We start from the raw sequence: 13696 nt of genomic DNA, 5'->3' as shown, positions 1-13696 counted from the left end.
GGAGGGCCTAGTCTTTACCAACATGTCGACCTTGGCTTACGAGATCGTGGACGTCTTCACCGATCGTCCGTACGCGGGGAACCCGCTCGCGGTGGTCTTCGGTGCCGACGGGCTGGCCACCGAACAGATGCAGGCCCTGGCCCGGGAGTTCAACCTCTCCGAGACGGTCTTCGTGCTGCCCGCGACCCAGGTCGGCGCCACCTACCGGGCCCGGATCTTCACCCCGACCGAGGAGCTGCCGTTCGCCGGCCACCCCAGCGTGGGTGCGGCGGTGACCGCCAGCCGTCGGGGCATGTTCGGGACGGGACAGGTCAGCCAGGAGTGCGGCGCCGGGGTCCTGCCGATCGAGGTGACCGACGGCGGTGCCACGCTGACCGGCGGCACCCCCACCCTCGGGCCCGAGTTCGACCCGGAGCCGCTGCTGGAGGTGGCCGGACTGGCCGCCGACGACCACCTCGGCCCGGCACCCCGGGTGGCCGGCTGCGGGCTGGAGTTCCCGTTCCTGCCGGTACGCCCCGACGCGCTGGCGCGGGCCGAGGTCAATCCGGTGGCGGCCCGGCGGTACGGAATCGAACACGTGAGCGTCTTCTCCTGGAACGCCGACGCGCAAACCGCACAGGCCCGGGTCTTCGTCCCCGGCCTCGGCGTACCGGAGGACCCGGCGACCGGTTCGGCCGCCCTCGGTCTCGGCGTGTGGCTGGTCGCCACCGGCCTGCTGCCCGGCGAGGGCCGGTCGTCGTACACCGTCCGGCAGGGCGTCGAGATGGGCCGACCGTCGACGCTGAGCTGCACGGTGACCGCCGCCGGTGGCACGGCGCTGGGCGCCAGCGTGGCCGGCTACGTCATGCCGGTGGCCCGGGGCGAGATCCTGGTGCCGCCGTTCGTCGGCTGACCGACCGGGGCACACGTACGGGAGGATGTGGTGGTGACCGACGAGCGTGACAGCACCCCCCTGGTCGACGAGGCGATGAAGAAGGCCTCGGTGGCCTGGGTCGCGGTGGCGGACGGGCCGTCGCTGGCCCTGTGGTGCGTGCCTCTGGAGAGTGCCCTGTTCGTGGTCAGCGGCCCGGGGGAGCAGACCGCGCCCGGACTGGCCGAGGCCGGCGAGGCGCGGGTGACGCTCCGGGGCGACCACGGCGGCGCGATCGTCACCTGGCCTGCCCGGGTGACCCGGGTACGGCCCGGCACCGACGAGTGGGACACCCTGGCCCCGCTGGTCGGCGCCAAGCGACTGAACGCCCCGGGCACCACCGCCGACCTGGTCGCCCGCTGGGCCGCCGACGACTGCGCACTGATCCGGCTGACCCCCGGCGGCACACCCGTCCACGGCGCCGCCCTGCCCGCCGACTCGCTCGCCGAGCCGCCCCGCCCCTCACCGGCCATCCGCGCCGTCCGCAAGCCGTTCCGGCTGCACCGCGTCCGACGGCGCTGACCGGCCGCCCCGGCCGGACCGCTACGGCACCGTCACCGGTGCGGCCCGCCCGGCCGGCACCCGCTGCCGCCGGTCCACCTCCGCCGACTCGACCAAGTCGATCACCTCGCCGAGGGCGCCCAGCACCCGACCGTTCCACTCGGTGTCGACGTTGAAGACCAGATGGTCGACCAGGTCCGGGGCGGCCAACCGGGCCGCGCTCAGCCCGGCACGCCGCGCGCCGCTCAGCTCCTGACTGCCGCCGTCGCCCACGTACAGGCAGTCCTCCGGACGCAGGCCCAGCCGCGCGCACGCCGCCAGGTACAACGCCGCGTCCGGCTTGCAGCGCCCCACCTGCACCGAGTAGATCCGCACGTCGAGCAGCGGCGCCACGGCCAACTCCGGCAGGAGCACCGGCAGCTCGTGCGTGCAGTCGCTGATCACACCGGTCCGCATGCCCCGGTCCCGCAACGCGCGAAGCGTCGGGACGGCCTCGTCCCGCAACCGGGTGTCGCTACGCACGGCGTCCAGCCGGGCCGCAGCCGCCGCCCGCAACGCCTCCTCGGTCGGCCGTACGCCGGCCTGCTCGCACAACCAGCGCAGGGTCGCCTCCGCACTGCCGAACCGCCCACCGGCGCGCTCGTAGAACGTGCGGTCGAGCAGCTCGACGAAGGTCTCCGGCGGACAACCGAGCAACTGGGCGGTGACGCGGTGACCGGGACCGCGCTGGACCGGACGGGTCAGCGTGCCGAAGAAGTCGAACAGCACCGCCTGGAACCTGGGCATGGGGAAGCGCCTCCGGGCGGGGTGAGGGGGGTCCCGACGGGCTGCGCATGATCGTAACGGAACGTTGACGGAAAGTGGTCATCGCGGTCGTGTGAGGATTGCGTCTCGTGCCACCCGAACCACACCGTCCCCCGGTCGACCTGCTGACCACCGGCGCACTCGCCATCGCCGTGGTGGCGGTCTCCTCGTCCGCGCCGTTGATCGCCTTCGCCGCCGCGCCCGCACTGGCCATCGCCTTCTGGCGCAACGTGCTATCGGTCGCCGTGCTGAGCCCGTACGCGCTCACCCGTCGACGGACCGAGTTCCGCTCCCTGCTGACCGGCGCGAACCGGCGTCAGGGCGTCTTCTGCGTACTCTCCGGGGTCGCGCTGGCCGCACACTTCGCCACCTGGATGCCGAGCGCGAAGCTCACCACCGTCGCCGCCGCGACCGCCCTGGTCGCCACCCAGCCGGTCTGGCAGGGGCTGATCGCCCGCCTCCAGGGCCGCCGACTGCCGCTGGGCGTGTGGGCCGGCATCGGGGTGGCGGTACTCGGCGCGGTCCTGGCCACCGGCGCCGACTTCACCGTCTCCGGCGCCGCCTTCGCCGGTGACCTGCTCGCCCTGGCCGGTGGCCTGTTCGGGGCGATCTACACCGCGCTCGGCGAGCGGGCCCGGGCCACCGTCAGCACCGCCACCTACACCACCATCTGCTACGCGGTGTGCGGACTCGTCCTGCTGGTGATCTGCCTGGTCGGCCGGGTGCCGTTGGGCGGCTTCGACACCGGCACCTGGCTCGCCGTGATCGCGCTGGTCGCCGGGGCCCAACTGCTCGGCCACTCGATGTTCAGCTACGCGCTGCGACGGATCCCGGCCACCACGGTCAGCGTGCTGATCCTGCTGGAGGCTCCCGGCGCAGCCCTGCTCGGCTGGGCCTGGCTGGGGCAACTGCCCGCCGCGTCCAGCGTTCCCGGCCTGCTCCTGCTGCTGGTCGGGGTCGCCGTGGTGGTGCTCGCCAGCGCCCGGTCCGCCCGCCGGGTCAGCCGCTAGGCGGGCAGGCCGACCGCTGCCGCGCTGGCCGCCCAGAGCCGCGCCGCGAGCTGCGGATCGGACGCCTTGCGCAGCGGACGGCGCGGTCGGCAGTCGAAGTAGTAGCCGCCGCCGATCAGGCGGGACCGATCCTGGTTGGCCAGCCACACCAGCGTCTGCGCCCCCTTGACCGGACCGCGCAGCGGCAACAACCGCATCCCCAACGCGACCAGCCGGCTGTCGCTGCCGAACCGGGTCCGCACCACACCGGGATGGAAGGAGTACGAGTCGACCGCCGGCCACCGCCGGGCCGCCTCGGCCGTGAACAGGATGTTGGCCTGCTTGCTGGTGCCGTACGCGCCCATCGGGCGGTACCGCCGCAGCGGCCGGTTCAGGTCGTCCGGGTCCAGCGAACCGCTGCGGTGCGCGCCGGAGGCGGTCACCACCATCCGCCCGACCCGGTCGGCCAACAGGTTGCTGAGCAGGAACGGCGCCAGATGATTGGCCTGGATGGACAGCTCGAAACCGTCGACCGTGGTGATCGGCTGGAGCACGATCGCACCCGCGTTGTTGGCCAACACGTCGATCCGGTCGTACGCGGCCCGCACCTGCTCGGCCAACCGCCGTACGTCGTCCAGGGCAGCGAAGTCGGCACGGAACGTCTCGGGACGCTCACCGGAGGCCTCGCGTACCTCGTCGGCGGCCGTCCGCAGCCGGGACGGATCCCGCCCGACGAGCACCAACTGGTCACCACGGCGCGCCAGGTCGATCGCCGCGGCCAGCCCGATGCCGGAGCTAGCCCCGGTCACCAGCACGAGTCGACGGCCGGTGAGATCATCCGCAGGTCCATCCACCCCGGTCACGGCATGAGATTACCGTGATCGCCGATCTCGCTGAACCTCGACTTTCCCGCCGACACGCCGTCCCGTCGCCCCGGCCGCCCGCCCCGAGCCCGGTCGGGACGGGCCGACCCGTTCAGACGGTGGTCACGGCGGTGGCCCAGAGAATGAAGATCGCCACATAGACGAGCACCGCCAGCGCGAAGAAGCCGGTGAGGATCCAACCGACGATGATGGCCGCCTTCGCCATCCCCGCGCCCTCCTCGCCGGTCTCCCGGATTTGGCGCATGGCCACGTGCCCCATGATCGCGCCGATCGGAGCGGTGATGCACGAGCCGATCCCGATCAACGAGAGGATCAGGGCCACCAGTGCCATCGAGTTGGTGCTCCGGGGCGGATAGCCGTAGCCGTATCCGGGCTGTACCGGCGGCGGGTACCCGGCGGGCGGGTACTGCGCCGGAGCCGGCGGGAGGTCGGACTTCGCGGCGTACTGGTCGATCAGCGGGTAGGGATCGGCCGGCCGGTACGGGTCGTACCCGGCGGGCTGCGCGGGGACCGGCAGGAGAGGATCGGCCGGCGGACTGGAAGGCTGACCGGCCGACGCGGGGTCGGGCCAGCCACTGGCCGGTGGGGGCTGTGTCATCGGGCTCACTTCCGTCGCGATGTGGTGGCAGTCAGGGTAGCCACCGTCGGGTAGGGCGCGACGCGCCCGACAGCGGGTGCGCGTTGCCCGGCACGGCGGCAGCAGGCAGGATCGCGGCATGGGGATTGACGCGCGCGCGGCGGACCGTTCCGGCAGCAGACCGAGGCGGGACGTCAGCCGGCCGGGTGTGGCCCGACGCCCCCGCCCGGTGGCCACACCGAGCGCGGCGGACGACGACGCGCCGGCACCGCTGCCCGAGCCGGTGACCATGCGGCTGGACGGCAAGGTCGCCCTGGTGACGGGGGCCGGCAGCCCGGACGGCATCGGGTACGCCACCGCCCGTCGGCTGACCGACCTCGGTGCCCGGGTGGCGATCGTCTCCACCACACGGCGCATCCACGAGCGGGCCGGCGAACTCGGGGTGACCGGCTTCGTCGCCGACCTCACCGACGAGTCGGAGGTCGGCGCGCTGGCCGACGCCGTCGCCGAGCAGCTCGGCGACGTGGAGGTCCTGGTCAACAACGCCGGGCTGGCCAGCCGGGCGAGCCCGGAGGTGCTGCGGCCGGTCGCCCAGCTCAGCTACGAGGAGTGGCGGGCCGAGATCGACCGGAACCTGACCACCGCGTTCCTGTGCAGCCGGGCCTTCATCGGCGGGATGGCCGAACGCGGCTGGGGTCGCATCGTCAACCTGGCGGCCACCGCCGGGCCGGTCAACGCCCTGCCCACCGAGGCGGCGTACGCGGCGGCCAAGGCCGGCGTGGTGGGCCTGACCCGGGCCCTGGCCATGGAGATGATCGCCGACGGGGTGACCGTCAACGCGGTCGCACCCGGCACCATCTACACCGCCGCCTCCACGATGGCCGAGATCAAACAGGGCCTGGGGACCCCGGTCGGGCGTCCCGGCACCCCCGACGAGGTGGCCGCCGCGATCACCTTCCTCTGCTCACCGGCGGCGTCGTACATCACCGGGCAGATGCTGGTGGTCGACGGCGGCAACAGCGTGCGGGAGTCGCAGTTCCGCTGACCGCGCCCAGGTGTTCGGGTGGCCGTGGTCAGGTGTTCGTGCCGCTCGATCCGGCCCAGACGACCAGAGCCAACCAGCCGCAGCAGGCCACCAGGTAGAGGCCAGTGAAAATGTAGCTGAGCACCAGCCCCCAGGTGGCGAGCTGGTCGCCGTCCTCGCCGCTGGTGCGGAGTTGACGCTTGGCCAGATGACCGAGGGCGATGCCGGCCGGGGCGAAGACGAACGCGAAGACCAGCGACAGGATGGCGAGCACGTTGGTGCCGCCACCGCCACCGCCATAGCCACCTCCGCCCGGATGCGGTGACGGCGGTCCGTACTGCCCGTAGGGGCCCTGCGGCGCGTACGGCGGCTGCTGCCCCCACTGCGGCCCGTGCGGCGGCTGCCCCGGATGCTCGTACGACGGCTGCCCGTAGGCCGGCTGACCGTACTGCTCACCCGAGGGCGGGCCGTACGGGTCGCCCTGACGCTGCCCGTATTGATCACCTGTCGGCTGTCCGTACTGATCGCCTGTCGGCTGGCCGTACGGCGGCTGTTGGCCGCCCGGCGGCGGCTCGTAGGGCGACGGTGGCTGGTCCGGCTCCGGTGGCTGGCTCACGTTCCTCGACGTTACCCGCAGTGATGAACCCTGTCCTCACGGTTGTCAGGAAGGGGTCGCTGTCGCGCAGTCGCCGAATGCTCCGACGACACCTCGGCGGCCCCGCCCAGCCGCCCCGATCGTCCCCGGGATCACTGTCGAGCGGGATCGTTCGTGCCGTCGCCGTTCCTGGCCAGCCGTCTCATGGGTGTCCTCCGGGCTCGCTGTCGAGCTGAGCCGTCCGTGCGGTCGCGGCTCCGGGCTGGTTGTCCGGACGGTGTCCTGCGGGTTGGCTGTCGAGCTGAGTCGTCTGTGCGGTCGCCGTTTCGGGCCGGCTGGCTCGGCGGTCCTCCGGGTTCGCTGTCGAGCTGAGCCGTTCGTGCCGTCGCCGTTCCGGTTGGTTGTCCCGACGGTGTCCTCCGGTCTTGCTGTCGAGCTGAGCCGTTCGTGCCGTCGCCGTTCCGGTTGGTTGTCCCGACGGTGTCCTCCGGTCTTGCTGTCGAGCTGAGCCGTTTGTGCGGTCACCGCTCTGGCCGACCAGCGGCCTGGACAGCGCGATCCGTCTTCGCTCTCAGCTCGATAGTGCCCGTACCCGTACCCGTACCCGGCACAGCAGTCGTCGGGGGCCACCACCCGCATCCGACGGCGGCCAGCCCGATCGCATCTGACGTCCCAGCCGTCTCAACCGGCCGTATCGGCTGAGCGGGTCAGCGCAGCCCAGTTCCGCTCAGTTCGGATCAGCCCCTCAGTCAGCCCCGTCCGGATCAGCCTGCAGAGCCGGCCACCCCGGTCAGGCCACCCGGTCAGGCCACCCGGGTCAGCCCAGCGGGGGTCGCCCCAATCGGGTCAGCCCAGCGGGGGTTAGGCCAGTCGGGTCAGCCCAGCCGGGGTCAGCCCAGCGGGGGGTCAGGCCAGCGGGGGTCAGCCCAGCCAGGTCAGCCCAGCCAGGTCAGGCGAGTCGGGTCAGGCCGGCGGCGGCGCGCTCGACGATCAGGCAGCGGTCCTCGACGTAGTCGATGCCGGCCTGCTCCGCGATCTCCCGTGCCTGCGCGGAGACGATGCCGAGCTGCAACCAGACCGCCGGGGCGCCGATCGTCACCGCCTGGCGGACCACCTCGACGGCGTCCTCCGCCGGGCGGAACACGTCGACCAGGTCGACCGGGTGCGGGATGTCGGCCAGGGAGCGGTACACCGGCTCGCCGAACAACTCGTCGGCGGTCGGGTTGACCGGAATGATCCGCCATCCGTGCCGCTGCATCTCGGCCGGTACGGCGTGCGCGGCCTTGCTCGGGTCGCGGGACGCGCCCACGACGGCGATCACGGCGGAGTCGGCGAGGATCTGCTGAGCGGTACGCACCAGCCGACTCTAACCGTGCCCGGAGGGCCGTCAGAGCAGGCTGAGCTGTTCGGGGGCGGGTGGGGCCGGCGTGGCCACCTGACGGTGCTCACCGGGATCGGGGCGGTGCAGCCCGTGCCGGCGGGCGGCGATGCGGACCCGTGCGGTCAGCTCCCGCTGGTACGACTGCGGGGCGTAGGCGCCCGCCCGGTACAGCTCCCGGTAGCGGGGAACCAGATCGGGATGCTCCCGGGCGAGCCAGTGCGCGTACCACTCGCGGGCGCCGGGACGCAGGTGCAGCGGGAGCGGCGTCACGCTGGCCGCACCGGCGGCGGCGATCGCGGCCACGGTGGCGTCGATCGACTCGTCGGAGTCGCTGAGGCCGGGCAGGATCGGCGCCATCAGCACCCCCACCGCGAAGCCGGCGTCGGCGAGTTGGCGTACGGCGTCGAGTCGCCGCCGGGGGCTCGGGGTGCCGGGCTCGACCGACCGCCACAGCCGCTCGTCGACGAAGCCCACCGAGAACGACACGCCGACCCGGGTGACCTCGGCCGCCTGCCGCAGCAGCGGCAGGTCACGCAGGATCAGCGTGCCCTTGGTGAGGATCGAGAACGGGTTCGCGAAGTCGCGCAGCGCCTCGATGATCGGTGGCATGAGGCGGTAGCGGCCCTCGGCCCGCTGGTAGCAGTCGACGTTGGTGCCCATCGCCAGGTGCGCGCCCCGCCAGCGCGGCGCGGCCAGCTCCCGCCGGACCAGCTCACCGGCGTTGACCTTGACGACCACCTGCCGGTCGAAGTCCGCCCCGGCATCGAAGTCCAGATAGGTGTGAGTATTTCGTGCAAAACAGTATAAACAGGCATGGCTGCATCCCCGGTACGGGTTGATCGTCCACTCGAACGGGACGCGGGAGGTGCCGGGGACCTTGTTCAGGATGGACTTGGCGCGTACCTCGTAGAAGGTCATGCCGGCGAAGCCGGGGGTGTCGAAGGTGCGCACGACCGCGTCGGGCAGCGCCAGCGGCAGGGGTGGCGTCGCTGGCGCTGCCCTTCCGGGATCTCCCTCGTCCGGGGGAGCGGCGAGGTTCTCCCAGCGCATGACCGCCATTCGAACACACGTACGACGCCGGTGCAAGTGGCGCGCCGGACACCGTGGTGTGCACGGGCCGGTGGCGGGGCAGGATGGCAGGTATGGAGAGGTCGACCTTCGTCTACGACGGGGACTGCGCGTTCTGCACCCGCTGTGCCGAGTTCATCGAGCGTCGGATTCCGACCGGTGCGACAGTGCTGCCGTGGCAGTTCGCCGACCTGGACCGGCTCGGGTTGACCGAGGCCGAGTGCGAGGAGGCGGTGCAGTGGGTCGGCGCCGACGGGCACCGGGCCGCCGGCCCGGACGCCATCGCCGCGCTGCTGGCCGGGAGCGGCCGACTCTGGCGGGTCGCCGGGGCCGGGCTGCGGTTCCCTCCGGTACGCGCCGCCGCCTGGCCGGTCTACCGCTGGGTGGCCCGCAACCGGCACCGGATGCCCGGCGGTACGGCCGCCTGCTCCCTGCCCCAGGAGACGCGCGACCGCCTCTACGGTCCGTCGGCGGGCTGAGCCGCAGGGCGCGTGACCGCCGCTACGGGCCGTCGGCCGGCTGAGTCCCGGGCACCGTCGGCGATGTGCCGGCGCGCGGCTGCGGTGGCGTGCTGATCCCGACGTCCGGTGTGGCGGGGTCGGTCGTGGTCCGCCGGGTCAGCAGTCGTCGTGCCAGGAGTATCGGACGGACCTTCTCCAGCGGCAGGAAGCTGGTCATGGCGACCAGGTGCGGCGCGAACGAGATGGTGATGGTGGCGATGGTGATCAGGTGGAACGAGTAGAAGAAGCCGACCGTGGCGTGCCGCCAGCGCGCCGGTAGCACGAAGATCGCCGGGCTGAGCAGCTCGAAGGCGAGGATGCCGAACTGGGCCACGAGCAGCAGGTGGGGCACCTGTGCGAGCAGGTCGGCCAGGTCGGTGCCCCGGCGGATGATCGCCTTCGCCAGTACCGAGCCGGTCGCCCAGTCCAGGCCGCCGAAGCGGAACTTGGCCAGGGCGGCGAGGAAGTAGGTGCAGATCACGGCGATCTGGGTGACCCGCAGGGCCCAGCCGCCGGCCTCGGTGGGCGTGGCGTCCCCGTGCCGGGCGCGGCCTGCGGTCGGTAGCACCGCGAGCGCGACGAGCAGGGCGAACCGGTCATGGTCCACCTTCCCGTAGCTCATCGCGATGATCATCCACTGGAAGTAGAGGGCGAAGACCGTCCAACCGAGCAGTCGGGGCGCCCGTCCGCTGGCGGCGACCAGGGCGAGCACCAGCAGGGCCCAGAAGACGACGCCGACCAGTGCCGGGTTGGGCGTGGGCAGCGGCAGGAGGCGGCCGACGAACAACGGTTGGTACATGTCGCCGGGCACGTCCACCTTGGCGCGTACCCAGGGGGTGAAGACGACCAGGTCGGCGGCGACGAAGAGGTAGACCAGGGTGCGGAAGGCGGCCACCCGGCCGCAGGGCACCGCCTCGGTCAGCCAGCGGATCACGGGTTCACCTGCCAGCGCACGACCGTCTCGTCGGACCACAGTCCGGTGGGGCGGCGGTCGGTGATGTCGTGCCACCGGATCACGATTCGGACCTCGGTCAGCCGGGGCGCGTCGGGTTGACGCCGGGCGTACGCGTCGGCGACCTCGCGCAGTCGGCTCGGGTCGGCGGCGTACTGGGCCTGCTGGCCCTCGATCTCGGCGCGGCGGATGCCGGTCGCCCGCTCGCCGAGGTCGACCACGGTGCCGGTGGTGTCCACGCCCTCCACCCGGGTGTCCGGGGCGTCGGCGTCGGCCGGGTCCGAGGTGGAGTACATCCGGAAGGGCCCGAACGGGAAGTGGTCGTCGTCGCCCCAGGCCGTGCCGGCGAGCAGGAGGGTCAGGCCGAGTGCGGTCGCCGCCACCCGGATCGCGCGGCCGTGGTTCGTCAACGCATCCATCGGGTGCCGAAGATACGGCACGGACGCCCTGGTACGGCTCCCGTCGACCGGCCTGTGTCGCAGATGTGACGAGCGGGCCGGTGGCGGTGGGCAGAAGCACCGACGGCCGGGCCCCGGTGTCCGGGGGCCCGGCCGTCAGCGGGGGAGGTCAGTGGTTGTGCTCGGCGAGCTTCTTGCGGACGTCGTCCATGTCGAGCGCCTGGACCTGCTCGATGAGGTTCTCCAGGGCCGACTCGGGCAGCGCGCCGGGCTGCGCGAAGACGATCACGCCGTCGCGGATGGCCATGATCGTCGGGATGGAGCGGATGTCGAACTTGGCGGCGAGGCTCTGCTGTGCCTCGGTGTCCACCTTGCCGAAGGTGATCTCCGGGTGCTTGTCCGAGGAGCGCTCGTAGACCGGGGCGAACCGCTTGCACGGACCGCACCACTCGGCCCAGAAGTCGACCAGCACGATGCCGTCGCTCTCGGTCACCTGGTCGAAGTTAGCCGTGGTCAGCTCGACGGTTGCCATGTCTATCTCTCCGATCACGCGGAACGTCTACCCCTGGTGGAACCCGACCGTACCCCGACGCATTCCCGCCGGGGTGCCACCAAAACCCGGTCCTGGCCGCCTTGGGAGCCTTTGTCCGCATCGATCGTCATCGGTCTTGTCGTGCGTCCGCAGATCGCAAATGCACGTCGCAATTGCGTGACCGGGTGTGATGGGAGCGGTTCCAAGGAGATCAAGCCCAGTTACTGCTACGACACGGTAACTTTGGCGTTGACAAGGACCGATTCGACCTGCGGAGATCCCTTCTGGGCGGATGTTTGGTCACGTTGCGTAATGTAACGAAAAGATAAATGTGACCCCGGTCTCTGTGCAGTCGGAGGGTCGTACGGCAGAATCTTGAAGCATCAGAGCGTGGGCGGCGGGTGCCGGGGAGGGCCCCGCCGCTCATTGCGTCCGGCCCCGGTTTTGACCGCTGAGTCCGACCCGGCGCGGCCACCACAGAACGACTCTTCTTCCTGACTCCGGACCGGCCCGGCGCATATGCTCGAGCCGGAGGTCCCGCAGATGAGTGAGCGCAGCGCGCAGGTCACGATCGCCGCGGGCTATTCCGCCACCGAGTGGGAGTTGCTCACCGGGCTGCCCGGCCGGGTGATCGTGGTCGCCGCCCGGTCCGGCCCGGGGGGTGCGTACCCGCCGGTGGCCGCCGGGCTCGCCGGTCTGGACGCGGTGGCGGCCGGCCGGGTCTTCGACAGCGATCTCATCCGGGCGGTGGTGGCTGCCATCTACGCGCGCCACGACGGCGCGCCGGAGACCGGTGCGGGCCCCGGCGGCGGCGTGGACCTGCTCGCGGCGTGCCGGACGGCGGTGCGGGTGCTCCAACGGCGGGCCGACCCGGCGGATTCGGCGGCGTACCGGCAGTGGGTGCAGTCGGTGGGTGCCCGGGTGTGCCGTACCGCGTCGGCGGTGGTGGTGCCGGACGCGGCGTTGGCTCCGGCCGACCGCCGCTTCCTCGACCGGCTCGGCGGCGCGCTCGCCCTGCGGTGAACCCCGCGCCTCGCCCGGGTGCCAGGGCCCGGCCGGGACCGGCGCGGCGGCGCGCGTACCCTGCGTGGTCGTGACCGGTGAGCAACTCGACGTCGGCGTGGGCCCGTGGCCCGGCGACCCGCCGGACGACCCCCGCTACGACCCGGAGCTGCTCGCCGAGGGTGACCGGCGCAACGTGGTCGACCGCTACCGGTACTGGCGGCGCGAGGCGGTCGTCGCCGACCTGGACCGGCGGCGGCACGACTTCCACGTGGCGATCGAGAACTGGCAGCACGACTTCAACATCGGCACGGTGGTCCGCAACGCCAACGCCTTCCTCGCCGCCGAGGTGCACATCGTCGGCCGCCGCCGGTGGAACCGGCGCGGCGCCATGGTGACGGACCGCTACCAGCACGTACGGCACCACGAGACGATCGAGCAGTTCGCCGGCTGGGCGGCCGGGCAGGACCTGTCGCTGGTCGGCATCGACAATCTGCCCGGCTCGCGTCCGATGGAGACCGCCACGCTGCCCCGGCGCTGCGTCCTGCTGTTCGGTCAGGAGGGTCCCGGCCTCTCCGACGCCGCACGGGCCGCCTGCGACCAGCTCTTCTCCATCGCCCAGTACGGCTCGACGCGATCCATCAACGCGGGCGTGGCGAGCGGGATCGCCATGCACGCCTGGATCCGCGCCCACGCCGGTCCGCCGCCGGGCTGAGCCACTGCCAGGTTGAACCGCCGTCACGGCGCACTCCGGCGGCCCGCCGGCGGTGGTGCGACGACGCGCCACGCCGGGCAAAGGCGTCGCTCCGCTTGACGGCTCGGCCGTACAGGACGACGGTGGAGTGGTGACTGTTGCGGTGAGTTGTCCCAGATGTGGGGGGTCCGTGCGGGCACCGGACCTGATGCACGCCGAGTCGCGCTGCCCGGACTGCGGACCGGTGGCGCCGTTACACGTACCCGAGAACATCGGCGCCGAGATCGTGGCCAGCGTGGTGGAGCGGATCCAGTCGGTGGCGCAACCGGAGCAACCGCCGGTCCCGCTGTGGTGCCCGTGGCCGCTGCCTCCGGGCTGGACAACCACCGGCGTGGCGTGGGCCGGCGACGATCGGATCGGGGTACGCGCCACCGCCGTCGCCTGTGCCGGCCCGGCGCCGCTCGGTGGTGGACCGGCCGATCTGGTCTTCGTGGCCGAGGAGCCGGGCGTCGGGCTGGGCACCAGGTACGCGGGTGTTCCCGGTCCGGACGCCGGGCCCGAGTTGGCGGAGGCGTTGACCGAGCCCGGTCCCGGGCATCCCGGTCATGTCGGGCGCGCGGGAATCCGGGTGGGCGGTCATCCCACTCCACTGTGGCTCGTGAGTTCACTGACAGATCGAAGCGCGTACGCCGGCGAGGCTCGGGGAATGTGGCTGTATGCGATAGCCTGGCCGGCGAGTGCGGGGCATCTGCTCGCCGAGGACGTGGTCTTGCACGACCTGGTCGAGTGGACGCCGCCCGAACTCGTGTACGGCGCACCATCTCCGTACCTGCACGGGAAGGCCTGACAGCCCCCCGGAATGTCGGAGAACGGACGCAGATATTC

The 13696-nt window shown here is 72.3% G+C and carries 17 protein-coding genes; 8 read left to right on the top strand and 9 right to left on the bottom strand.

What is annotated here, in order from left to right:
* Positions 1-22: 22 nt before the first annotated feature.
* Positions 23-892: a PhzF family phenazine biosynthesis protein gene (locus ABT008_RS12315; protein WP_350695965.1), complete on the top strand. Its 870-nt coding sequence runs from the start codon at positions 23-25 to the stop codon at positions 890-892.
* Between the two features lie 75 nt (positions 893-967).
* Positions 968-1432: a hypothetical protein gene (locus ABT008_RS12310; RefSeq protein WP_502890418.1), complete on the top strand. Its 465-nt coding sequence runs from the start codon at positions 968-970 to the stop codon at positions 1430-1432.
* A gap of 21 nt (positions 1433-1453) precedes the next feature.
* Here ABT008_RS12310 and ABT008_RS12305 read toward each other — a convergent pair whose 3' ends face one another.
* Positions 1454-2197 carry an HAD family hydrolase gene (locus ABT008_RS12305; RefSeq protein WP_350695962.1) on the bottom strand — a complete coding sequence of 248 codons (744 nt, stop codon included), beginning with the start codon at positions 2195-2197 and terminating at the stop codon, positions 1454-1456.
* Between the two features lie 107 nt (positions 2198-2304).
* On the opposite strand from ABT008_RS12305, the gene ABT008_RS12300 reads away from it, so the two are divergent.
* Positions 2305-3225: a DMT family transporter gene (locus tag ABT008_RS12300; RefSeq protein ID WP_350695960.1), complete on the top strand. Its 921-nt coding sequence runs from the start codon at positions 2305-2307 to the stop codon at positions 3223-3225.
* On the opposite strand, the gene ABT008_RS12295 is transcribed toward ABT008_RS12300, so the two are convergent.
* Entirely contained in the window at positions 3222-4067 is an 846-nt protein-coding gene (locus tag ABT008_RS12295) for an SDR family NAD(P)-dependent oxidoreductase (RefSeq protein ID WP_350695958.1), read from the bottom strand. The two genes, ABT008_RS12300 and ABT008_RS12295, sit on opposite strands and share 4 nt — an antisense overlap.
* 112 nt (positions 4068-4179) lie before the next feature.
* Positions 4180-4686, bottom strand: a complete 507-nt coding sequence (locus ABT008_RS12290) for a DUF4190 domain-containing protein (protein WP_350695956.1) — start codon at positions 4684-4686, stop codon at positions 4180-4182.
* Between the two features lie 187 nt (positions 4687-4873).
* Here ABT008_RS12290 and ABT008_RS12285 point away from each other — a divergent pair, with 187 nt between their 5' ends.
* Positions 4874-5710 carry an SDR family NAD(P)-dependent oxidoreductase gene (locus ABT008_RS12285; RefSeq protein ID WP_502890417.1) on the top strand — a complete coding sequence of 279 codons (837 nt, stop codon included), beginning with the start codon at positions 4874-4876 and terminating at the stop codon, positions 5708-5710.
* A 28-nt stretch (positions 5711-5738) separates the two neighbouring features.
* Here ABT008_RS12285 and ABT008_RS12280 read toward each other — a convergent pair whose 3' ends face one another.
* The 3 genes from ABT008_RS12280 to ABT008_RS12270 form a co-directional block, all read right to left on the bottom strand.
* Positions 5739-6305, bottom strand: coding sequence for a DUF4190 domain-containing protein (locus tag ABT008_RS12280; protein WP_350695953.1), 567 nt, complete (start codon positions 6303-6305; stop codon positions 5739-5741).
* Positions 6306-7233: 928 nt separating this feature from the next.
* The gene (locus tag ABT008_RS12275) at positions 7234-7641 is read right to left on the bottom strand and encodes a CoA-binding protein (protein ID WP_350695952.1); all 408 of its coding nucleotides are present in this window, start codon (positions 7639-7641) and stop codon (positions 7234-7236) included.
* A gap of 30 nt (positions 7642-7671) precedes the next feature.
* A complete protein-coding gene (locus ABT008_RS12270) occupies positions 7672-8715 on the bottom strand; it encodes an Rv2578c family radical SAM protein (RefSeq protein ID WP_350695950.1) in 1044 nt (347 codons plus the stop codon).
* Between the two features lie 92 nt (positions 8716-8807).
* Here ABT008_RS12270 and ABT008_RS12265 point away from each other — a divergent pair, with 92 nt between their 5' ends.
* Entirely contained in the window at positions 8808-9212 is a 405-nt protein-coding gene (locus ABT008_RS12265; protein ID WP_350695949.1) for a thiol-disulfide oxidoreductase DCC family protein, read from the top strand.
* A 22-nt stretch (positions 9213-9234) separates the two neighbouring features.
* Here the strand turns inward: ABT008_RS12265 and ABT008_RS12260 are convergent, their stop codons facing one another.
* The 3 genes from ABT008_RS12260 to trxA form a co-directional block, all read right to left on the bottom strand.
* Positions 9235-10167, bottom strand: coding sequence for an HTTM domain-containing protein (locus ABT008_RS12260; RefSeq protein ID WP_350695947.1), 933 nt, complete (start codon positions 10165-10167; stop codon positions 9235-9237).
* Positions 10164-10604 carry a hypothetical protein gene (locus ABT008_RS12255; RefSeq protein WP_350695945.1) on the bottom strand — a complete coding sequence of 147 codons (441 nt, stop codon included), beginning with the start codon at positions 10602-10604 and terminating at the stop codon, positions 10164-10166. The genes ABT008_RS12260 and ABT008_RS12255 overlap by 4 nt, the downstream gene beginning before the upstream one ends.
* Before the next feature lie 148 nt (positions 10605-10752).
* Entirely contained in the window at positions 10753-11115 is a 363-nt protein-coding gene (gene trxA / locus ABT008_RS12250; protein WP_117228612.1) for a thioredoxin, read from the bottom strand.
* Between the two features lie 543 nt (positions 11116-11658).
* Here trxA and ABT008_RS12245 point away from each other — a divergent pair.
* The 3 genes from ABT008_RS12245 to ABT008_RS12235 all read left to right on the top strand — a co-directional run bounded on the left by ABT008_RS12245 (position 11659) and on the right by ABT008_RS12235 (position 13658).
* Positions 11659-12138: a hypothetical protein gene (locus ABT008_RS12245; RefSeq protein ID WP_350695944.1), complete on the top strand. Its 480-nt coding sequence runs from the start codon at positions 11659-11661 to the stop codon at positions 12136-12138.
* Between the two features lie 70 nt (positions 12139-12208).
* Complete coding sequence (locus tag ABT008_RS12240; RefSeq protein WP_350695942.1) at positions 12209-12832, top strand: TrmH family RNA methyltransferase; 624 nt, start codon at positions 12209-12211, stop codon at positions 12830-12832.
* Between the two features lie 127 nt (positions 12833-12959).
* The gene (locus tag ABT008_RS12235) at positions 12960-13658 is read left to right on the top strand and encodes a DUF6758 family protein (protein WP_350695941.1); all 699 of its coding nucleotides are present in this window, start codon (positions 12960-12962) and stop codon (positions 13656-13658) included.
* Positions 13659-13696: the final 38 nt, after the last annotated feature.

The sequence above is a fragment of the Micromonospora sp. NPDC002389 genome, assembly GCF_040296095.1.
Taxonomy (GTDB): Bacteria; Actinomycetota; Actinomycetes; order Mycobacteriales; family Micromonosporaceae; genus Micromonospora.
Note: the sequence above shows the minus strand (reverse complement) of the source record. Positions and strands in the feature narration are given on the sequence as shown.

What these genes read in the sequence shown, in the direction of transcription:
- ABT008_RS12310 (WP_502890418.1), top strand. Translation starts at nt 968, where the DNA reads ATGAAGAAGGCCTCGGTGGCCTGGGTCGCGGTGGCGGACGGGCCGTCG.
- trxA (WP_117228612.1), bottom strand. Translation starts at nt 11,115, where the DNA reads ATGGCAACCGTCGAGCTGACCACGGCTAACTTCGACCAGGTGACCGAG.
- ABT008_RS12265 (WP_350695949.1), top strand. Translation starts at nt 8,808, where the DNA reads ATGGAGAGGTCGACCTTCGTCTACGACGGGGACTGCGCGTTCTGCACC.
- ABT008_RS12270 (WP_350695950.1), bottom strand. Translation starts at nt 8,715, where the DNA reads ATGCGCTGGGAGAACCTCGCCGCTCCCCCGGACGAGGGAGATCCCGGA.
- ABT008_RS12305 (WP_350695962.1), bottom strand. Translation starts at nt 2,197, where the DNA reads ATGCCCAGGTTCCAGGCGGTGCTGTTCGACTTCTTCGGCACGCTGACC.
- ABT008_RS12290 (WP_350695956.1), bottom strand. Translation starts at nt 4,686, where the DNA reads ATGACACAGCCCCCACCGGCCAGTGGCTGGCCCGACCCCGCGTCGGCC.
- ABT008_RS12255 (WP_350695945.1), bottom strand. Translation starts at nt 10,604, where the DNA reads ATGGATGCGTTGACGAACCACGGCCGCGCGATCCGGGTGGCGGCGACC.
- ABT008_RS12245 (WP_350695944.1), top strand. Translation starts at nt 11,659, where the DNA reads ATGAGTGAGCGCAGCGCGCAGGTCACGATCGCCGCGGGCTATTCCGCC.
- ABT008_RS12315 (WP_350695965.1), top strand. Translation starts at nt 23, where the DNA reads ATGTCGACCTTGGCTTACGAGATCGTGGACGTCTTCACCGATCGTCCG.